Annotated in this window: 18 protein-coding genes and 2 pseudogenes; 11 read left to right on the top strand and 9 right to left on the bottom strand. The window is 61.0% G+C overall.

The features are described from left to right. Positions 1-563: 563 nt before the first annotated feature. A complete protein-coding gene (locus LHU53_RS01910; RefSeq protein ID WP_227330388.1) occupies positions 564-2768 on the top strand; it encodes an OsmC domain/YcaO domain-containing protein in 2205 nt (734 codons plus the stop codon). A 121-nt stretch (positions 2769-2889) separates the two neighbouring features. Here the strand turns inward: LHU53_RS01910 and LHU53_RS01905 are convergent, their stop codons facing one another. After that, positions 2890-3939, bottom strand: a complete 1050-nt coding sequence (locus tag LHU53_RS01905; protein ID WP_227330637.1) for an ABC transporter substrate-binding protein — start codon at positions 3937-3939, stop codon at positions 2890-2892. Between the two features lie 15 nt (positions 3940-3954). On the opposite strand from LHU53_RS01905, the pseudogene istA reads away from it, so the two are divergent. After that, positions 3955-5310 (top strand): annotated as a pseudogene (istA, locus tag LHU53_RS01900) (IS21 family transposase); the annotation flags it as partial. Between the two features lie 27 nt (positions 5311-5337). On the opposite strand, the pseudogene LHU53_RS01895 reads toward istA, so the two are convergent. The 5 genes and pseudogenes from LHU53_RS01895 to LHU53_RS01875 form a co-directional block, all read right to left on the bottom strand. Then, a pseudogene (locus LHU53_RS01895) lies at positions 5338-5448 on the bottom strand (transposase); the annotation flags it as partial. 60 nt (positions 5449-5508) lie between these two features. Further along, positions 5509-6816 carry a ferric reductase-like transmembrane domain-containing protein gene (locus LHU53_RS01890; RefSeq protein ID WP_227330387.1) on the bottom strand — a complete coding sequence of 436 codons (1308 nt, stop codon included), beginning with the start codon at positions 6814-6816 and terminating at the stop codon, positions 5509-5511. A 53-nt stretch (positions 6817-6869) separates the two neighbouring features. Then, positions 6870-7310, bottom strand: coding sequence for a PepSY domain-containing protein (locus LHU53_RS01885; protein WP_227330386.1), 441 nt, complete (start codon positions 7308-7310; stop codon positions 6870-6872). 54 nt (positions 7311-7364) lie between these two features. Further along, positions 7365-7856, bottom strand: coding sequence for a diheme cytochrome c (locus tag LHU53_RS01880; protein WP_227330385.1), 492 nt, complete (start codon positions 7854-7856; stop codon positions 7365-7367). A gap of 31 nt (positions 7857-7887) precedes the next feature. Further along, entirely contained in the window at positions 7888-8310 is a 423-nt protein-coding gene (locus LHU53_RS01875; RefSeq protein WP_227330384.1) for a DUF1924 domain-containing protein, read from the bottom strand. Between the two features lie 143 nt (positions 8311-8453). Here LHU53_RS01875 and LHU53_RS01870 point away from each other — a divergent pair, with 143 nt between their 5' ends. From LHU53_RS01870 to fghA, 6 genes are all read left to right on the top strand, one after another. Beyond that, positions 8454-8834, top strand: a complete 381-nt coding sequence (locus tag LHU53_RS01870) for a PepSY domain-containing protein (protein ID WP_227330383.1) — start codon at positions 8454-8456, stop codon at positions 8832-8834. A gap of 22 nt (positions 8835-8856) precedes the next feature. Then, the gene (locus LHU53_RS01865) at positions 8857-9519 is read left to right on the top strand and encodes a response regulator transcription factor (RefSeq protein ID WP_227330382.1); all 663 of its coding nucleotides are present in this window, start codon (positions 8857-8859) and stop codon (positions 9517-9519) included. Continuing rightward, positions 9516-10925, top strand: coding sequence for a sensor histidine kinase (locus LHU53_RS01860; RefSeq protein ID WP_227330381.1), 1410 nt, complete (start codon positions 9516-9518; stop codon positions 10923-10925). Before LHU53_RS01865 ends, LHU53_RS01860 begins: the two co-directional genes overlap by 4 nt. Before the next feature lie 688 nt (positions 10926-11613). Then, positions 11614-11868 carry a metal-sensing transcriptional repressor gene (locus LHU53_RS01855; RefSeq protein WP_227330380.1) on the top strand — a complete coding sequence of 85 codons (255 nt, stop codon included), beginning with the start codon at positions 11614-11616 and terminating at the stop codon, positions 11866-11868. 56 nt (positions 11869-11924) lie between these two features. Further along, positions 11925-13034 carry an S-(hydroxymethyl)glutathione dehydrogenase/class III alcohol dehydrogenase gene (locus tag LHU53_RS01850; RefSeq protein ID WP_227330379.1) on the top strand — a complete coding sequence of 370 codons (1110 nt, stop codon included), beginning with the start codon at positions 11925-11927 and terminating at the stop codon, positions 13032-13034. A 25-nt stretch (positions 13035-13059) separates the two neighbouring features. After that, complete coding sequence (fghA, locus tag LHU53_RS01845) at positions 13060-13890, top strand: S-formylglutathione hydrolase (RefSeq protein ID WP_227330378.1); 831 nt, start codon at positions 13060-13062, stop codon at positions 13888-13890. A gap of 416 nt (positions 13891-14306) precedes the next feature. Here the strand turns inward: fghA and glmS are convergent, their stop codons facing one another. Beyond that, positions 14307-16172 carry a glutamine--fructose-6-phosphate transaminase (isomerizing) gene (gene glmS, locus LHU53_RS01840; protein WP_227330377.1) on the bottom strand — a complete coding sequence of 622 codons (1866 nt, stop codon included), beginning with the start codon at positions 16170-16172 and terminating at the stop codon, positions 14307-14309. A 147-nt stretch (positions 16173-16319) separates the two neighbouring features. Between glmS and LHU53_RS01835 the strand changes: the two genes are divergently transcribed. Beyond that, on the top strand, positions 16320-17195 hold the full coding sequence (locus LHU53_RS01835) for an EamA family transporter (RefSeq protein ID WP_227330636.1): 876 nt from the start codon (positions 16320-16322) through the stop codon (positions 17193-17195). Positions 17196-17252: 57 nt separating this feature from the next. Then, on the top strand, positions 17253-17744 hold the full coding sequence (locus LHU53_RS01830) for an Lrp/AsnC family transcriptional regulator (RefSeq protein WP_227330376.1): 492 nt from the start codon (positions 17253-17255) through the stop codon (positions 17742-17744). A 17-nt stretch (positions 17745-17761) separates the two neighbouring features. Here the strand turns inward: LHU53_RS01830 and LHU53_RS01825 are convergent, their stop codons facing one another. Together LHU53_RS01825 and glmU are read right to left on the bottom strand one after the other, a co-directional pair. After that, positions 17762-18538: an ATP-binding protein gene (locus LHU53_RS01825; RefSeq protein WP_227330375.1), complete on the bottom strand. Its 777-nt coding sequence runs from the start codon at positions 18536-18538 to the stop codon at positions 17762-17764. Further along, entirely contained in the window at positions 18535-19968 is a 1434-nt protein-coding gene (gene glmU / locus LHU53_RS01820; protein ID WP_227330374.1) for a bifunctional UDP-N-acetylglucosamine diphosphorylase/glucosamine-1-phosphate N-acetyltransferase GlmU, read from the bottom strand. Before glmU ends, LHU53_RS01825 begins: the two co-directional genes overlap by 4 nt. On the opposite strand from glmU, the gene LHU53_RS01815 reads away from it, so the two are divergent. Next, complete coding sequence (locus tag LHU53_RS01815; protein WP_227330373.1) at positions 19967-20860, top strand: DUF6279 family lipoprotein; 894 nt, start codon at positions 19967-19969, stop codon at positions 20858-20860. The genes glmU and LHU53_RS01815 overlap by 2 nt on opposite strands. Positions 20861-20863 lie beyond the last annotated feature (3 nt).

The raw sequence follows: 20863 nt of genomic DNA, 5'->3' as shown, positions 1-20863 counted from the left end.
GCGGTCGGCAGGGCAGCGGTTCCTGACATAGGTTTCCCCGAAATGCTCGCTCCAGACCAGTCAGTCACCCCAGTAGCCTGACAGTCAGCAATGTGACGTCGATTTCGAGGGTCGCTGCACCCGCCAACGACCAGAAGCGGGTGCTCACCGGTGGCAGCTTACGGGAGGCAGAAAGCTATCACTGTGTAGACTTCAAAAACGGCCCATCATCTGACTCCGCCAGATATTCCAATGTCGACAATGCCGGCAGCGAATTCTGAGGCCGGTGTGCAGCGAGGGCTGCCTAAAATTACTTACGAGTGGCCTGCGTGATTTGTCCTTGACGAAGCGTTTGGGTAAATCACTTTTAGTCGTCAGTAACATGCAACGCAGTCGACCCACGACAATGAACGCCTCAGCCCACGACTTTTCATCGTGGGAACCTAGAGTAGATAACTATTTATTTACAGCGTCCTGGCCACGACCGCTAATGTTGATCGTCGAATCCTGTTTGGCTTCACGACAAAGACGACAGCACCGAAACGCAAGGCCAATCATCATCAGCACTATTTTGGAATTCATCGATGGAAATTAAGGTCAACTTTCTCGACAAGCTTCGTCTTGAGGCCAAATTCGATGACTTCACGGTTATCGCCGATCAACCGATTCGTTACAAGGGTGACGGCTCGGCGCCGGGCCCGTTCGATTACTTTCTGGCCTCATCGGCCCTGTGTGCAGCTTACTTCGTGAAGTTGTACTGCGACACACGCAATATCCCCACCGAGAACATCCGCTTGTCGCAGAACAACATCGTGGATCCGGAAAACCGCTACAAGCAGACGTTCAAGATCCAGGTTGAGTTGCCAGCGGATATTTCTGCCAAAGATCGCCAAGGCATTTTGCGTTCCATCGAACGTTGCACGGTCAAAAAAGTGGTGCAAACCGGGCCAGAATTTGTGATTGAAGAGGTCGAGAACCTGGACGCTGATGCGCAGTCCTTGCTGACCCTGAAGCCTTCCGCTGACACCCACACCTACATCGCGGGCAAAGACCTGCCCTTGGAGCAAACCATCGCCAACATGTCGGGCGTGTTGGCCAATCTGGGCATCAAGATTGAAATCGCTTCGTGGCGCAATCTGGTTCCCAATGTGTGGTCGCTGCATATCCGCGACGCACACTCGCCGATGTGTTTTACCAATGGCAAGGGTGCGACCAAGGAAAGCGCGTTGGCGTCGGCGTTGGGCGAATACATCGAGCGCCTGAACAACAACCACTTTTACGCGGGGTCGTACTGGGGCGAAGACATCGCCAACGCCGCGTTTGTGCACTACCCGAACGAGCGCTGGTTCAAGCCGGGCCGCAAAGATGCGTTGCCCGCCGGCATCCTGGATGACTACTGCCTGCAGATCTACAACCCCGACGGTGAATTGCGTGGCTCACACCTGATCGACACCAACTCCGGCCATGTCAAGCGTGGTATTTGTTCGCTGCCCTTTGTGCGGCAGTCGGACGGTGCGGTGGTGTATTTCCCGTCCAACCTGATCGAAAACCTGTTCGTCAGCAATGGCATGAGTGCTGGCAACACGCTGGCCGAGGCGCAGGTGCAATGCTTGTCTGAAATTTTTGAGCGGGCGGTCAAACGCGAGATTCTGGAAGGCGAAATCACCTTGCCTGATGTACCGCCCGAGGTGCTGGCGAGATACCCGGGCATCCTGGCGGGTATCCAAGCGTTGGAAGAGCAAGGTTTTCCGGTGCTGGTGAAAGACGCCTCGCTGGGTGGGGTGTACCCGGTGATGTGTGTCACCCTGATGAACCCGCGCACCGGCGGTGTGTTTGCCTCGTTCGGCGCGCACCCGAGTATGGAGGTTGCGCTGGAACGCAGCCTGACTGAGTTGCTGCAGGGCCGCAGTTTTGAAGGCCTGAACGATTTGCCGCAGCCCACCTTCACCAGCAACGCGGTGACCGAACCCAACAACTTTGTGGAGCACTTCATTGATTCCAGCGGTGTGGTGTCGTGGCGCTTTTTCAGCGCCAAATCCGATGTCGAGTTTGTCGCGTGGGATTTTTCCGGCCAAGGCGAGAACGCCAATGCCGAGGAAGCCGCGACCTTGTTCGGCATTCTGGAAGCCATGGGCAAAGAGGTCTACACGGCGGTGTACGACCAGCTGGGCGCCACCGCCTGCCGGATTCTGGTGCCCGGTTATTCGGAGGTGTATCCGGTCGAAGATCTGATCTGGGACAACACCAACAAAGCGCTCTTGTTCCGCGAAGACATCCTGAACCTGCACCAGCTGGACGACACGAGCCTGCAAGCGCTGCTGGAGCGTCTGGACAACAGTGAGCTGGACGACTACTCCGACATCGCCACGCTGATCGGTATCGAATTCGATGAGAACACCGCCTGGGGACAGTTGACCGTTCTTGAGCTCAAGCTGCTGATTCAACTCGCCTTGCGGCAATGGGATGAGGCGCATGAGTTGGTGGGCGCCTTCTTGCAATACAACGACAACTCGCGCGAGCGAGGTCTGTTTTACCAAGCCTTGAACGTGGTGCTGGAAGTGCAACTGGATGACGACCTGGAGCTGGAGGACTACCTTGTCAATTTCCGACGAATGTTTGGCAATGCACGCATGGACGCGGTGTTGGGGGCCGTGGACGGCAGCGTGCGCTTCTTCGGGTTGGCGCCCACCAGCATGAAGTTAGAGGGGCTTGAGCGGCACCACCGCTTGATCGACAGCTACAAAAAACTGCACATGGCGCGGGCCAATGCGGCAGCTATGGCCAGCTAGGGTTTCAAGATGTTCGTGTGATGATGACGTTCAGTCTTATGTTTCGGGGTGGTTCAAACCCGGCTAACACTTTGACCTGAAATGTACGTAAGGCATCGGTAGCGCCGAAATTGACCAAAACTTAACTTGGCCGACATTCCCTAAGTGCAAGAGCTTGGGCAAGCGGCTGGGGGTCGATAAAGTCATCGAAATCAAAGGTTTCTGCCAGTGCTCCGATGTCGAGCAGATGCTGGTATTTGCTGCGCAGCAGGGCGATGCGGTTGGGTGCCAGCGACAGGTCTGTTTGCGAAGCCAGGCGGCTAGAGTAGCCAAGTTGCAGCAGGTCTTCGGGTAGCCCGGTTTCCTGCGCAAACAGCCGGTGGGTCGCGTCCAGGTTGTCCAGCGCCCAGGCTTTCGCGTCGAGCAGCCGCCTGACCCAGCGGGCTACAAGATCGGGCCGTTGCTTGAGCAGACCGTTTGATACGGTCAGCACGCAGGGCGTGCCAAAGCCGGATTGGTCATCCTCGTTGCCAGCCAGCGCGGCCACCAGGACCGCGCCCGTCGTTGCCCGCAAGATCGCGCTCAGGGCGCCGTCGGCGTAAATGGCGTCAACTTCACCGCGGTACAGGGCCGCCACCTCTTCGCGCTGAACCGCGAACTGACTGACGGCGCCCCACAGAGACTGGCCGGCCTGGCTGCCGGTGCGTGCGTCGGCGATGTATTCGCGCTCGATCAGCACCTCGACGAGTTCCACATCACCTGCCGACAGGGCGCCTGATGATGTCCAAGCCTGAATACCGCCCAGCACGCTGGCGCGCCACCAGTCCACATCGTCATGGACCCGGCGCGGGACCGCCAGCCGCTTGCCCTTGAGGTCGGCCAGCTCGCGGATGCCCGAGCCGGGCAGGGCAAAGAAGCCGTGCACCCGGTCGTGCCAGCTGATGCCGATGACTTTCAACTCGGCACCGCGCGCCCGTGAGATCAGCGGCGGCACATAGCCGCCAAAGCGAAACGAGTTGGGCTGACTGTGCCGGTAATGCGACAGCTGGACTTCTTTGTCTGCGGACGAGGCCAGCGAGCGCACTTCAATGCCGTCGCCGGCGAATTCCTGCGCCAGCCAGCCCTGGCGGATGGCAATTGAGGCCGCCGTTGGCGCTGGGCAGCGGGTGTACCACAGGGTGTCGATGGCCATCTGATCCGGCCTTTCAGAGCCCGATCGAGGGCGACAGGTCCAGCAGCTCCAGCGGCACAGGCCCTCAAAGCCGATGCCCAGCGCCCCAAACACGCCCGACGCAGTGCCAAAGCATTGCTGGTGCAAATCCAGGGGCAAGGCTATCAAGGCGGCTACAGCGCAGTGACCGACTTCACACGGGCCTGGCGTGAGAGCGCGGGTCAATCGGTGACCAAGGCATTCGTACCACTGAACTTCGAACTCGGCGAAGCCTTCCAGTTTGACTGGAGCGATGAGGGACTCATCGTCGGTGGTGTGTTCTACAAGGTGCAAGTGGCCCATTTGAAACTGTGCGCCAGTCGCGCCTTCTGGCTGGTGGCCTACCCCAGCCAGGGTCATGAAATGCTGTTTGACGCCCACACCCGGTCCTTTCAGGCATTGGGAGGTGTCACCCGACGCGGCATCTACGACAACATGTGGACTTGGGGTTTTGCCAAGACAGCCGTGGATAAGGTCAAAAAGGGCAAAGGCCGCATCGTCAACGCCCGCTTTGCGGCCACGTGCAGCCATTATCTGTTCGATCCTGACTTCTGCAACGTCGCCTCCGGCCGGGAGAAAGGCGTGGTCGAGAAGAACGTGCAAGACAGCCGTCGTCGCATCTGGATCGAGGCTGGTACCCGTCGTTTTGGCTCCTTCATTGAACTCAACGCCTGGCTGGGTGAGCGTGTGCGTGCCATCTGGGCTGACACCCAACACCCGGTCCACAAACAATTCACCGTGGCCGAGATGCTGGAATTGGAGAGAGCGCATCTGATGTCCATGCCCGCGCCCTTTGACGCTTACGTGGAGAAGGTCGCCCGCGTGAGCAGCACCTGCCTGGTGGCCGTGGCACGCAACCGCTACTCCGTGCCCTGCGAATGGGCCGGCCACATGGTCAGCACCCGGCTGTATCCCAACCACGTAGAGGTGGCCGCCAACGACACCATTGTGGCCAGCCACGCCAGGATGGCCGGTGCCGCTCAAACCACCTACGACTGGCAACACTACATCGACCTGGTGCAACGCAAGCCCGGCGCATTGCGAAACGGTGCGCCGTTTCTGGACCTGCCCGCACCGCTGCTGCGTCTGCGCCAATCGCTGTTACGCCACGCGGGTGGGGATCGGCTCATGGCTGAGGTGCTGGCCGCGGTGCCGCAAGCCGGTCTTGAGGCGCTGTTGGTGGCTGTGGATCTGGTGCTTGACGGCACCACTCCCAACGGCAGCATCAGCATCGAGCATGTACGCAACGTGTTGGCGCGGCTCAACGCACCAGAACAACCCGAGCGGGCAGAAACAGCCCTGACGCTGACCAACGCTCCCAAGGCGGATACGGCGCGTTATGACCGCCTTCGTCCGACCCATCAGGATGTGTTGGAGGTGATCGAAGAACTTGCGCCGGGCGTGCGCCATGCAGCCCACCTCGGTGATGGCTGTGCCAAACCCGGCCTTGTATTCTGCGAAGTCGTCACACACCAGCCCACCGCTCCAGTCGTCCAGTGTTTGGACCAACCTACTCGCTGACCTGTCGAGACAGAATCACAGGTGGTAGCGCTATCGCATTTCGAACGCTTCTTGGTGAAAGCGGGGCAACAAGCCCAATGACTTGAGACCGTCGCGCAGCAAATTGGCCAGACCCGTTGGACCGCAGTACCAGATTTCGGTGTGACCCGAGACACCCAGGTTTTGGGCTTTCAGGTTGGCACCCTGTTTAGCGCCATGAATGTGCAGCTTGATGCCCGGCAGCCCCGCGCACAGCGCCTGCAGGCGCGGCACAAAGGCATCGGTGGCGTCGTCGCGGGTGCAGTAGTGCAGCTCGGCCGCCGGGGCGTTCGTGGGGTCGGTCTGCAGCGACTCCAGCCAGGCCAGAAACGGGGTGACCCCAATGCCAGCGGCGATCCAGATCTGTTTGGCCTGGGGGTTGCGCCGACTCAGGTCAAAGCGACCGTAAGGTCCCTCGACACGCACACTCTGCCCCACGCGCAGGCGTTGCCCCAGACCCCGGGTGTAGTCACCCAGACCCTTGATTTCAAAGCTGAGGGTGTGGTCGCCGCGGTCAGCACTGGCAATGGTGAAAGGGTGCGCGCCTTCTTTGTCGTCAAAGGTGACAAAGGCGAACTGGCCGGCCCGGTGCCCGCGCCATGCGGAACTGAGTCGGCAATGCACCGTGGTGATGTCGCCGCCCAACTGGCTGAGGCCCACCACTTCGCCAGCGGTCTCACGGGTTTTGCCAATGCCGTTGCGCAGTGATTCGATGGCACCATAGATGCCAGCGAGGAGCAGCCCCGCCATCAGCATGCCCACCGGCTGTGCCCAGTAGTTGGTGGGTGACAGCATCACGGCATGCAATGCCAGCATCAGGTACAGCACCGGCATGACGCGGTGCAGGAGGCTCCAGGCGCGGTACGGAAACTTCTTCCACAGCGTGATGACCAGCATGGCCAGCACGGCGTAGATGGCCCATTCACCCATGTCTTTGCCCAAGTCGCGCAGAACGTCCAGGAAACCGGTGAATTGTTCCTTGGGCACACGGCCTGTGCGGCCAAACATGGATTTGAGAATGTCGCCAGACAACTCTGTCAGCCAGTGCACCGCTGCAAACGCCACGGCCAGAATACCAGCCCATTTGTGCGTGCGGTAGATGCGGTCCATGCCGCCCAGGGGGGCCTCCAGCCAAGCCGGGCGTGTCGCCAGATACATCACCAGCGACATCATGGCCACCGACAGCAGTCCGCTCAGGTTCAACACCTCTTGGCGGGCGACCCACCAGATGGTGGCGCCAGCAGGTGTGGCTGTGGCAAACACATCCCACCCCCAGGCCAGGGTGACAAGGGACAACAGACTCAACAATAGGGTTTTCATGGCAGTTGGTTCATCAAGGGTCAAAATGGATCAGGGGTCAGGCGGCCAACAGGTTAGCGAGACGACTTGGCCGCAGCCGGGGGGCTGGCCGAACTGGGTGGGTTGACCGGGTTGGGCTGCAGGTCGTCGCGGCAGCGGCGCTTGTTGCACTCCAGCGCATTTCGTCGCGGTGAATTTTGGGCGTTGTTGGCGCGCGGGTCGGACGCACGACGGTCGGTGATGTCGCCCGTTTGCGGATTCACGGTAAGTTTGGTTCGCTCGCCCTGGCGGTTGGTGGCCCGGGCTTCATAGCCACCGCGCTCGCGTTCAATTTTTTCGACATCGCGGTAGCCCGCTGCTTCGAGGCGCTGGTGGACCTGTCCGATGGAGAGCCAGCCGCGTTGGCTGGATGGGTCAGTAGGCTTGTCCTTGGCCAGGGCGGGCGACAGCCAGGCGCTGCTCAAGAGGAGTGCGCTACCCAAAATGAGGGCGGTCAAGTAAGGTGTCAGCTTCATGGTGGATACCTTGGGTTGTTTGTGATTTGGAGAGCTGTTCAGGTCCATGGGAGATCACTCGTCGTAGTAGCCAAGCTCGGTGCTGGCATGGCAGGCGGCGCAATTGGCCTTGGTGCGCACATCCTTGTGCTGCCATTCCCAACCAGGGACCTTGCGGTGGGCACTCACCCATTTCGGCAACTCAGTGATGCGCAGGGGGGCGGCCGTTGCCGACACACCGCGCATCAGCTTGCCGCTGTAGGGCTTGCCACCGGTGTCTGCGGCGTTGGCGGCAAGGTAGTCGCCAATCTCTTTGGCCAGCGTTGCATCGACGCTGGCATCGTCGCCAAAGTGGTTCTTCAGGTCGCCCATCAGTCGCTTCCAGGAACTGGCAGGCAGCATCGATGGAGCAAAAGGCATATGGCAGCTGCCGCACTCTTCCTGGACCACCGGGTTGCTCACTGGAGCGAAGTAGTGGCCACTGCCCGCCTGGGCACGACTGAGCACCAAAGCAGAGAAACCTAGTGCCAACAAACCCAGGGTGATCGCACGAAACGGGATAGTCATGGTGGACTCCAATGTTGTGTAGCGTTTGGCGTTATTGACTCAGGACGAAGCTCAGCCAGTCGCCCTTTTCGGTGGCACTGCATTCGCGACCCAGCACTTCGGTGCAGTTGCGTTTGAACCATTTCTCGACCTTGGCGGAGTCGGTGTAGCGTGTGGGGGTGGCTGACACGGCCACCGCATCAATCACCTTGCCGGTGGCGTTTTTGCCTGCGGCGCGTGGGTTGGTGCCGTGGCAACTGGTGCAGCTAGGGGTGGCGGGCTTGCCGCCAGTGAAGGTCTGGGTGTGCAGGGTTTTGCCGCGTTCGGCTGAAAAGGCTTTGAAAGCCGGGTCGGCGGCCCGGGCGGCACTGGCGTAGTGGGCCAGCAGATCTTCGCGCGGGCCAGCCAGGCTGGCGGTCGAGAAGGTCATTGCCAGAGCTGCGGTGAGCAGCGGGGCGGTCAGGTAACGGTTCATGGTGAGCTCCTGGTGAAGTGGTGTATGGGCTCGACTATGCGCACGCTCAACTGAACGCAAGGTGAACCTGGCGTTCATCCCGCGTTCATGTTGGTCAGGCTATAAAGAAGACCTTTACCCCTGCACAGACACATCACCTGACCATGCTGAACCCAACCAAACCATCTTTCTGGCGCACGCGCTGGGCGCTGCTGGGTGCACTGGCCCTGTGGGGCGCCAGCGGGTTGTCTCTGGCGGACAATGACCACGACCGGGCCCGCCAAGCCCTTCAAGCCGGTGAAGTGCTGCCGCTGGGCACCGTTCTGCAGCGGCTGGAGCGCGAGGTGCCGGGCCAGATTCTGGACGTGGAGCTGGACCGCGAAACTGACCACGGCGTGGCGCGCTGGATGTACAAGATCAAGCTCCTGCGTAGTGATGGCAGGCTGGTCAAGCTCAAGGTGGACGCGCGCAGTGGCGCCCTGATCAGTCGCAAAGGCAAAGGCCAAGATGCCCAAGCCCCTGACAATGCGCCGCAGCCCAAATGACTTTTTGCAAAGAGAAACGCGCATGCGCATCCTGATCGTTGAAGACGAACCCACCTTGCTCCTCCAGCTCGCTGATGGCGTGGGTGCAGCTGGTTATGTGGTCGACCTGGCCGACAACGGGGTGGATGCCCACCACCTGGGCGACACCGAGCCCTATGACGCGGTGATTCTTGACCTGGGTTTGCCCCGGATGGATGGTCTGTCGGTGCTGCGCAAATGGCGCGCATCGCATCGCAACATGCCGGTGCTCATCCTGACAGCGCGCGATGGCTGGCACGAAAAGGTGGCGGGCATCGACGCCGGTGCCGATGATTACCTGGCCAAACCGTTTCACATGGAGGAGTTGCTGGCCCGGCTGCGGGCACTGATCAGGCGGTCGGTAGGGCAAGCCAGCGCCGAGCTGGTGTGTGGCCCGCTGAGCCTGGACACCCGCAACAGCCGGGTCACGGTTGCGGGCCAGGCACTCACCCTGACCAGCCACGAATACCGGGTGCTGGTGTACCTGATGCATCACCGTGACCAGGTGGTGTCGCGCAGCGCGCTGGTGGAGCACATTTATGCCCAGGACTTTGACCGCGACTCCAATACGGTCGAGGTGTTCATTGGCCGATTGCGCAAGAAATTGCCCGCGGGTCTGATTGAAACCGTGCGCGGCCTGGGTTACCGGCTGGCTGTCCCCGCATGAGCCTGCTGAAGCTGCGCAGTTCGCTGCGCATGCGCCTGCTGGTGGGCACCTTGTTCTGGATCGTGGCCTCCGTTCTGGTGGCGGGTTGGGGCCTGAGTGGTTTGTTTCACCAGCATGTGCAAGCCCAGTTTCAGGCCGAGCTGACCAGCCATCTAGACCAGTTGACAGCCCAGTTCACGCTGGATGAACAGAATCAGCCAAAGCTGCAGATCGCACTGAGCGACCCGCGCCTGACGCGACCGTTTTCGGGCTACTACTGGCAGATTGACCGGGTTGGTCCGACCCTGGCCTCGGGCAAGGTTGACGCCAACCCCCTGAGGTCCCGCTCGCTTTGGGACCATGTGCTGGTGTTGCCTGCACCGACCGCAGCCGACGGCAAGATTCATGTCGTACGCATCGCCGGGCCGCAGGGGCAGTGGTTGAGTGCCGTGGTGCGCAGCGTGCAGGTCGAGCGCCAGCAGGGCGAGCCAGCGACGAGTTTTCGGCTGATGGCGGCAGCCGATGAGCGTTTCATGCTGGAACCTGTGGCGCAGTTCAGCGGCACGATGTGGCTGGCGCTGGCGGCGCTGGCTGGCGGACTGGTGGTGGCCGCTGTGGTGCAGGTGCTGGTGGGGCTGGCACCGTTGCGTGCCTTGCGCCATGCGCTGGGCCGGGTGCGCAGCGCTGAAACCCAGCTGCTTGAAGGTGACTTTCCGCTGGAAGTCATGCCGCTGATTGACGATTTCAACAACGTGCTGGTGCAAAACGCCGAGGTGGTGGAGCGGGCCCGCACCCATGCAGGCAATTTGGCGCATGCGCTGAAAACCCCCTTGAGCGTGCTGGCCAACGCCGCCCAGGCCAACAAGGATGCACCGCGCCCGGCATCCGAACTGGCGCACCTGGTGACCGAGCAGGTGGCAATTGCACGCCAACAAGTCAACTATCACCTGACCCGCGCCCAGGCCGCTGCTACCAGCCGCATGCCCGGTGCCAAAACGGCTGTACTGCCTGTGGTGGATGGCTTGGTGCGGGTGATGCGGCGCATCCACGCCGAGCGCAACCTGGCGTTGACGTTGCAGCCCATTCCCGAGACGCTGGCTTTTCGGGGGGAGACGCAGGATTTGCAGGAAATGCTGGGCAATGTGCTGGACAACGCCTGCAAATGGGCCACGCATCAGGTCACCCTGAGCGCCCAAAGCCAGGCCAGAAATGTCATCATCACGGTGGATGACGATGGTCCGGGCTTGCCCCCCGACCAGCGCGAGGCCGTGCGCCAGCGTGGCGTGCGCGCGGATGAGCAGGTTCCCGGTTCGGGGCTCGGGCTGGCCATTGTGGATGACTTGGCGCGCCTGTATGGTGGCAAAGTTACGCTGATGGATTCACATTTGGGTGGCTTGCGCGCTGTGCTGATGCTGCCTGCAGCTTGAAAACATATGTTCGTTTGGCTGTGTGCCACCAAAAAGCCATACGTTTTTACCAAAGGTTCGCGGCGCGTCGAGTAACGTTGCAATGGGCGAGAAACACCGGCCAGTTCCGATTTCTGAATTCAGCAATTTGACAGGTTACTGCGGCACATCCGTGTGGGCCTGAACGTATTGCGCCTGTTTCCGGCCAGTGCAAGGGCTTGCGAAATCACTGCGATAAAACTGGCAGAAAAACTGTGGTTCGACTGTCGCCTTTAGAACCGTATTGTCGCAAATAGCTATTGCCGCATTGGGTCTTGACAAGCCCGCCACGGCCAAAACACCCATGACTTCAATCGCTGCACAAGAGCAATCCACGACCACCAGGGGAAATTTCACCGCGAGTGACCAGTATGGAGAATTCGGTTCGTCGAACGGCTGCTTTCGAGCACCACTCCCCAATAGCGGCTCCTGGTCGTCACGAGACGACCACTTTGAAGATGGGCAACCTCGGTAGCGGACATTGGCGGCAAAAAACTGTATACGCGTGAATGTCGGCTTTCGGGTATCAATTTGGACAGCCGCTATGACTCCAATGGGGTCGTAATCTGCCGCAAGCTGCTAAAAGGAATAACTTACCCTTATAACGCTATTGATACTGTCATACAGCATGGCTTAACATCCCACCTCACGGTATGTGAAGGCTTAAAGCGTGCCACATACTCCAGAAGAAAAGAAGCGTGTTCTTGCGCGGGTGCGTGGGCAGCTGGATGCTTTGGAAGAGGGGGCTGATTGCGGTCCTGTGCTTCAGCAAATCGCTGCCTTCCGAGGCGCAATCAATGGGCTGATGTCGGGTGTACTTGAAAACCATCTGCGTGAAGAGTTCCCGCCCCCGGGCGCAGGGAGTGAGACCTCGCAGGAGTCCATCGACGAAGTCATAACCCTGGTGCGCTCCTATCTGCGTTAACACTCATGAAGGAGCGCTGTTGTGGCCACACTCATCTCACTTTATTAAGGACTATCATGAAATCACGTGCTGCTGTAGCATTTGCCGCAGGCAAACCTCTCGAAATCGTCGAGATTGACGTCGAATCGCCCCGCAAAGGCGAGGTCTTGGTCAAAATCACGCATACCGGGGTGTGCCACACGGATGCGTTTACCCTTTCTGGAGACGATCCGGAGGGCCTGTTCCCTGTCGTGCTGGGACATGAAGGCGCCGGAATCGTCATCGAGGTCGGCGAAGGCGTCACAAGTGTCAAACCAGGTGACCACGTCATTCCGCTCTATACCGCCGAATGCGGTGAATGCCTGTTCTGCAAGAGCGGTAAAACCAACCTCTGTGTGGCTGTTCGTGCGACCCAAGGTAAGGGCGTGATGCCTGACGGCACAACTCGCTTCAGCTATAACGGCCAGCCCATCTACCACTATATGGGCTGCTCCACCTTCAGCGAGTACACCGTCGTGGCTGAAGTCTCGCTCGCCAAGATTGACCCTCACGCTAATCCCGAGCATGTCTGTTTGTTGGGCTGTGGCGTCACCACAGGCCTCGGTGCAGTCAAGAATACGGCCAAGGTCCAGGAAGGCGACTCAGTCGCGGTGTTCGGACTGGGTGGTATCGGTTTGGCGGTAGTCCAAGGCGCGGCACAAGCCAAGGCGGGCCGCATCATCGCGATTGACACCAATCCAGCTAAATTCGAACTGGCCAAGCTTTTCGGTGCCACCGATTTCGTCAACCCTCTCGACCATGACAAGCCTATTCAGCAAGTCATCATTGACATGACCGGATGGGGGGTCGATCACAGCTTCGAGTGCATCGGCAACGTCAACATCATGCGTGCCGCTCTGGAATGCGCGCATCGTGGCTGGGGCCAGTCTGTCGTGATCGGAGTGGCAGGAGCCGGTCAAGAAATCTCGACGCGCCCGTTCCAGCTCGTGACTGGCAGGCGCTGGCTTGGATCAGCCTTCGGAGGCGTCAAGGGCCGCACTGAGTTACCTAGCATGGTCAAGGATGCCATGGCTGGGAAGATTCAGCTCGAACCGTTCGTGACGCATACGATGCGCCTAGACGATATCAACGATGCCTTTGACCTGATGCACGAGGGCAAGTCGATTCGTACCGTTGTGCATTACTGAACCTTTTTGACGGAGACGTACCGGCATGGAGCGCATTGAGCGACACGCCAGCTACGGTGGATTTCAGGAGGTGTGGAAGCACACCTCTTGCACCGTTGGCTGTGAAATGAGATTTGGCATTTATCTGCCCAGTGCCACTATACGCGGCCAAAAATGTCCAGTGCTCTACTGGCTTTCGGGCCTGACCTGTTCCGAGCAGAATTTCATAACGAAAGCAGGGGCTCAGCGCTACGCCGACGCCCACAGCATCATCGTTGTCACGCCAGACACAAGTCCGCGCGGCCCGGATGTAGCCGACGATAAGGCCTACGACCTTGGTCAAGGTGCAGGGTTTTATCTTAATGCGACGCGGCAACCGTGGGAAAAGCACTATCGGATGTATGACTACATCGTCGATGAACTGCCTGAGCTGATCGAAACATATTTCCCGGCCAGCGGTGCGCGTTCGATGAGTGGCCACTCGATGGGTGGGCACGGCGCATTGACCATCGCACTGCGCAATCCTGGGCGCTACCGATGCGTATCTGCGTTTGCGCCAATCGTGGCACCCAGCCAGGTACCTTGGGGCGAGAAAGCATTTTCGATGTATCTGGGAGACGACCGTGAGGTGTGGAAACAATATGATGCGGTCGAGTTGGTGAAGTCACGGCCACAGGAACTGCCCTTGCTCGTTGACCAGGGTGAGGCAGACGAATTTCTCGAATCTCAATTGAAACCACACCTTCTTCGGGAGGCCTGTCAAGCTGCCGGATATTCATTACAACTCAACTTCCGCCCAGGCTTCGACCATAGCTACTATTTCATCGCGAGCTTTATCGGCGAGCACTTCAGGTTTCACGCCGATCATTTAGGGTAGACGTAGTCACCAAATCCCAGGACTCAGGCACTTTCGTCAAGTCGCGTGAGCGGCGGCAGAGTTCAGCAAGTCGCATAGCCAACCGAGTCACGACTGTCTCTTAAGGGTCGTCACCATCAGTGCGCAGCTTACGAGAGCTGCCATTCAGGTTGTATGGCGCGCTGCGATCCAGCAGTTTCCGGTTTGAGGCGGCGGTCCATCAGACTGCGGTGATGGCGCGGCAGCTGTGGCCCTGATCAGGCACCGCCGCCACCTGCTGAGCAAGTCAAAAAGTCGGTGTGTTTACGACTTTAAACAACGTCTCCAAAATCCAACATCCCGCAAACCCGCATGAATGCTAGGCCCGTGTTTACGACTTTAATGACCTGTTTACGACTTTAATTGCGCGGAATAGTGTTGACGCCGGCAGCAGACGGCTACTCCACCGTGACCGATTTGGCCAGGTTGCGGGGTTTGTCCACATCGGTGCCGCGTGCGCAGGCCGTGTGGTACGCCAGCAATTGCAGCGGCACCACGTGCAGCATGGGTGACAACTCACCGTAGTTTTCGGGCATACGGATCACATGCAGGCCGTCGCCGCTTTCGATATGGGAGTCAGCGTCAGCCAGCACATACAACACGCCGCCGCGCGCACGCACTTCGTGCATGTTGCTCTTGAGCTTTTCCAGCAGCGCGTCGTTCGGCGCCACGGTGACCACCGGCATGGCGCTGGTCACCAGCGCCAGCGGGCCGTGTTTGAGTTCACCGGCTGGGTAGGCTTCGGCGTGGATGTAGCTGATTTCCTTGAGTTTGAGGGCGCCTTCCAGCGCAATCGGGTAGTGCAAGCCCCGGCCCAGAAACAGCGCGTTTTCCTTGGCGGCAAAGTCTTGCGACCAGGCGATCACCTGCGGCTCCAGTGCCAGCACACTTTGCAGTGCGGCTGGCAAATGGCGCATGGCCTTGATGTGGCGCGCTTCCTCGGCATCACTCAGCAGACCGCGAGACTGCGCCAGCGCCAAGGTGAGCAAAAACAACCCGGCCAGCTGCGCGGTGAACGCCTTGGTGGAAGCGACACCAATCTCCACCCCGGCGCGGGTGATGTAGGCCAGCTCGCACTCACGCACCATGGCGCTGGTGGCCACGTTGCAGATGGTCAGCGTGTGGGTCATACCCAGGCCTTGGGCGTGGCGCAGCGCGGCCAGCGTGTCGGCGGTTTCGCCGCTTTGGGTGATGGTGACGACCAGCGTGCGGGGGTTGGGCACCGAGTCGCGGTAGCGGTATTCGCTGGCCACTTCCACTTGCGTGGGGATTTTGGCGATGCTTTCCAGCCAGTATTTGGCGGTGCAGCCGCTGTAGTAGCTGGTGCCGCAGGCCAGGATCAGCACCGAGTCGATGTCTTTGAAGACGCGCGCAGCGCTCACCTGGGCGCCGTCAAACAGCTCCGGCATGATGCTGTCCACGCCCTGCAGCGTGTCGGCAATGGCACGTGGTTGCTCAAAAATTTCTTTTTGCATGTAGTGGCGGTACGGGCCCAGCTCGGCTGCGCCACTGTGGGCGTGCACGGTTTTGACGGGGCGCTGCGTCGCGGTCAAAGGTTTGAACGCCTTGTCCACCAGCCAGTATTTGCCGAGCTGGATGTCGGCCACGTCGCCCTCTTCCAGATAAACGATCTGGTCGGTCACGCCAGCCAGCGCCATCGCATCACTGGCCAAATAGTGCGCGCCGTCGGCCCCGACACCCAGAATCAGCGGCGAACCGGCGCGCGCACCAATCAGGCGATGCGGTTCGTCCTTGCAAAACACGGCGATGGCGTAGGCGCCACGCAGCGAGCCCAGCGCGGCTTTGACCGCTTCAAACAGGTCGCCGTCGTACAGGCTGTCGATCAGGTGGGCGATGACCTCGGTGTCGGTCTGGCTCTGAAACACATAGCCCTTGGCCTGCAAGGCAGCGCGCAAGTCGTCGTGGTTTTCAATGATCCCGTTGTGCACCAGCGCCACGCGGCCCGGCTTGTCGTAGGCGTCCGTTCCGGGGCCGTGACTGAAATGCGGATGCGCGTTGTGCACCGCTGGCGCGCCGTGGGTGGCCCAGCGGGTGTGCGCGATGCCGGTGCTGCCTTGCAAATGGGTGGTGGTAATCTGGTCCATCAGCTCAGACACACGCGCCGTGCTGCGGGCGCGTTGCAGGCCGTTGGCGTAGACCGCCACGCCGCACGAGTCGTAACCTCGGTACTCCAGCCGGGCCAGGCCTTGCACCAGGATGGGGACGATGTTTTGATTCGATACCGCGCCGACAATGCCACACATAAGCTGCTCCGTTGAGTGAGGCTGCATCGTAGAAGTTCACGAGTGAAATTAGTGATCTATTTTTTATGACAAATAATCAAATATTTCATGCATGATGATCTGTGTTTAAATATTCCAAATAATTTAATTTTTTGAATGAAAACATCAATCTCACTGCGCCACTTTTTGCTCGCCCTGGCCGTGGTGGCCGTCTGGGGCAGCAACTTTGTGGTGATCAAGCTGGCTTTGGGCCAGATGCCGCCACTGCTGTTTGCCACGCTGCGCTTCTGCGTGGTGGTCTTCCCGATGGTGTTCTTTTTGCCGCGTCCAGCGGTGCCCTGGCACAACCTGGCGGGCTACGGGCTGCTGATTGGTGTCGGCCAGTTCGGCCTGCTGTTTGTGGCGATGAACGGGCACATTTCGCCCGGGCTGGCCTCGCTGGTGATCCAGGTGCAGGTGTTTTTCACCATCGGGCTGGCGATGATGCTGGCGGGCGAAACCCTGCAGCGGGTGCAGTGGCTGGCGCTGGCGCTGGCTGCGGGTGGTCTGGGTGTGATCGTGGCCCACACCGACGGCAGCACCACGCTGCTGGGCCTGGGGCTAGTGTTGCTGGCCGCGCTGTCCTGGGCCGGGGGCAACTTGGTGAGCCGCGCCGCCGGGCGCATCAACATGGTGGCGTATGTGGTGTGGTCCAGCCTGTTTGCCGTGCCGCCGCTGGCGTTGCTGTCACTTTGGGTGGAGGGCTGGTCTGCCCTGCAGGCCGGGCTGCAGCAGGCGGATGCGACGGCGTGGGCGGCAGTGGCCTGGCAGGCCTGGGGCAACTCGATTTTTGGTTACGCCGCCTGGGGCTGGCTGCTGAGCCGCTACAGCGCCGCCACCATCACGCCGATGGCGCTGCTGGTGCCGCTGTTTGGCATGGGCAGCTCGGCCTGGTGGCTGGGCGAGAGCCTGCCCGCCTGGAAACTGATTGCCGCCGCGCTGGTGATGACCGGGCTGGCACTCAACCTGCTGTGGCCGCTGCTGCGCAAGCGACTGAAGCGCTGAGCGGCACCACCGCGCCTGACGACCAACAACTGCCCCCCCGTTGACGCAGAGGCTGACATGACCCCCATCGCACTGGACACCATTGATCTGCTTTTGCTCAACCAACTGCAAACCGATGCCGCCCTGTCCAACCAGGACCTGGCCGAACGCGTGCACGTGTCGCCCCCGACCTGCCTGCGCCGGGTCAAGCGCCTCAAAGAGCTGGGCCTGATCGAGCGCGAGATTGCCGTGCTGAGCGTGGACACCCTGGCGGGCAGCATCGGCTACGGGCTGACCGCCGTGGTCGAAATCACGCTGGACCGGCAAGACCAGGCCGCACTCGTTGCTTTTGAGCAGCGCGTGCAGCATGAAGACGCGGTGCAGCAGTGTTACCGGGTGTCACCGGGGCCGGATTTTTGCCTGGTGGTGCACGCCGCCAACATGCCGGACTACCTGGCGCTCACCCAGCGGCTGTTCACGGCGGATGCCAATGTGCGCAATGTGAAGAGCTTTTTCAGCCTCAAACGCAGCAAGTTCGGGGCGCGGGTACCGCTGCCGACCCAGATCTGAAACTTTTGCCGTTGGCTTCAGGCGCTGGCCAGGGGCAGATGCAGCGTGACGCAGCACCCCTGATCCACCGCACCGCTGATGCTGATCGCGCCCGCCTGCCGCGCCATGAGCTTGCGGCACTGCAGCAGCCCCAGGCCCAGCCCCTCAAACTCGCGCGCCGGGTGCAGCTTGCCAAACACCTTGAACAGCTTGCCGGCTTGCTCGGGCCTGAAACCTATCCCCTGGTCGGTGATGCGGAGGCAGCAGGTGGGGCTGTCAGCCTCAGAGCCCAAAGCGTTTGACGGCTCTGACGGATGCGACTGACCGGCGGCTGTGCATTGCCAGCTCAGCGAAATCTGCGCCGTGTCCCGACCGCGGCTGAACTTGAGTGCATTGCCCAGCAGCTGCACCAGCACCTGACGCAACATTGTCTTGTCGGCCAGCACCGGGGGCACATCGCACGCCAGCTGCCAGTCCACCGCGGTGGTGGACGGGTGTTTCGCCAAATCATCCGCCACCTCCCGAACCAGCGTGCTCACATTCACCGGTTCCAGACTGACCGGCAACCCAGCCAGCCGCGAGAGCTGCGTCAAGCCGTCGAGCTGGCGGCTGAGCAACTGGGCTGACTCGCGGATGGTACTCAGGTGGTCCGCCATCTCGGCGGGCAGCTCGGGCCAGTCTTCGGCAATGACTTGTGCGTAGGCGTTGATGTGGCGCAAGGGCGCACGCAGGTCATGCGACACCGTGGAAACAAAGTCTTGCAGCTCGGCCCGGCTTGCCTCAAGCTGGCGCTGCAAATGCTCAAGCTCGCTCATTTTTTCGCGGGCCGCTTCCAGTTGGCCACACTCATCTGGCGCGCGCGCGCCACGGTGAGTGCCAGCGGCGGGGCGTCTTTGGACACGGTGGAACCACCGCCCACCGTGCCACCGGCGCCAATGGTCACCGGCGCCACCAGCACGCAGTTGCTGCCAATGTGCACGTCCGCCTCGATGATGGTGCGGTGTTTGTTGGCGCCGTCGTAATTGGCGGTGATGCTGCCGGCACCGTAGTTGACGCGTTCACCCACGGTGGCGTCACCCAGGTAGGCCAGGTGGTTGGCCTTGGCACCCTTGGCCAGGGTGGAGTTTTTGACCTCGACAAAGTTGCCGATGTGCACCTCGGCGCCCAGCTTGGCGCCGGGGCGCAGGCGGGCAAACGGGCCAATCAGCGCGCCCGGACCCACTTCCACCGCGTTTTTGCTACCCGGCTCGCCACCTTCAATGTGGGTGAACGGGTGAATCACCGCGCCCGCAGCAATGCTGGCGTTTTTGATCACACAGTTGGGGCCGATCTTGACACCCTCGCCCAGGCTGACCACGCCTTCAAACACGCAGTTCACGTCAATAAACACGTCTTGCGCGCAGCTGAGTTTGCCGCGCACGTCCAGCCGCGCCGGGTCAGTCAGGCGCACGCCTTGCTCCATCAGCTGCAGCGCCACCCGCTTCTGGTAGGCGCGCTCCAGGTCGGCCAGCTGCACCGGGCTGTTGACACCAGCCACCTGAGCGGCGTCTATGATTTTGTGTGCCACCACCGGAAAGCCGTCCGCCACGGCAAATTTGACGATGTCGGTCAGGTAGTACTCGCCCTGGGCATTTTTGTTGTCGAGGCGCGCCAGCCAGGTTTTGAGCTGTTTGGCAGGCACGGCCATGATGCCGCTGTAGACCTCGGTGATTTTCAGTTGCGCCGGTGTGGCGTCTTTTTGCTCAACGATGGCCTGCACCGCGTCGCCCGTGCGCACGATGCGCCCGTAACCGGTGGGGTTGGCAAAGTCGATGGTCAGCAGCGCCAGCTTGTCACCGGCGCAGCTGGTAATCAATTGCGTCAGCGTGTCGGCTTGGGTCAGCGGCACGTCGCCCGAGAGCACCACCACCAGCCCGTCGTCACGCAGCACCGGCACGGCCTGCTGCACCGCGTGGCCGGTGCCCAGCTGCGGCTCCTGGCGCACAAAGTTCAGATCAAACTGGCTGCCAGCCTGGGTTGAAGCGGTGATGGCGGCTTCCACTTCTGGCGCACCGTGCCCGGTGATCACGGTCACCTGGCGGGCTGACAACACGGCCGCTGTGTCTATCACATGCTGCACCAAGGCGCGCCCAGCCAAAAGGTGCAACACTTTGGGCAGTTTGCTTTTCATGCGGGTGCCCTTGCCCGCCGCCATGATCAGCACATCCAGCGGTGCCTCTGAAAAAAGTTTGTGAGATTCCGACATGCCTCGCTCCCGGTTGAATCAAGATGTTGTCTGGCGCATTATCCGTGCGCTGCTGTGGCCGCTGCTGACGGCCGCGCTGCTGGGCGGCTGCAGCATGGTGAGGCTGGGCTACGGCCAGCTGCCCAATCTGAGCCACTGGTGGGTGGACGGCTATCTGGACCTGAGCACGCCTCAAAGTGAGGCGCTGCGGGCAGACCTGCAGGCGCTGCACAGCTGGCACCGGCGCCAGGAATTGCCCCTGCTGGCACGCGATTTGGCCGAACTGCGCGCCCAGGCCGGGCAAGACACCACCGCGGTCCAGGTGTGCCAGATGGCCGAACGCTTCAAGGCGCGGCTGGAGGTGGTGCTGACCCAAGCCGAGCCCGCTTTTGCCCGCCTGGCCATGAGCATCAAGCCCGAGCAGCTACAGCACTTGAAGCACCAGCTGGACAAGCGCGAACAAACATGGCGCGATGAGTGGCTCAACGCCCCACCCGCCGAGATTCAGGCACGCCGCCTGGAGCGCCTGGTGGAACGCAGCGAAAGCTTTTACGGCCCGCTGACCGACGCACAAACCAAGCTGCTGCGCGCGGGTGTGATGGCCACGCCTTACGACACGGCGCTGGCCGAGCAAGAGTCGCTGCGCCGCCACCAGGACCTGCAACACACCCTGCGCACCCTGGCAGGCGGCACCCCAACGCTGGCACAAGCGCAAGACAGCATCCGCGCCCTGCTGGTGCGCACCCTGCAGTCGCCCAACACCAGTTACCGCGCCCAGATCGACCAGCTGGTCCAAGCCAACTGCGACACCTTTGCCCAGCTGCACAACAGCGCATCCCCCGAGCAGCGGCAAAAAATGGCGACCAAGCTCAAAGGCTTGGAGGACGACGCCCGCGCGCTGATGGCACACTGAGCC

The sequence above is a fragment of the Rhodoferax sp. U2-2l genome (assembly GCF_020594515.1).
In the GTDB taxonomy this organism is placed as follows: domain Bacteria; phylum Pseudomonadota; class Gammaproteobacteria; order Burkholderiales; family Burkholderiaceae_C; genus Rhodoferax.
This window is presented reverse-complemented; position numbering and strand designations above follow the sequence as displayed.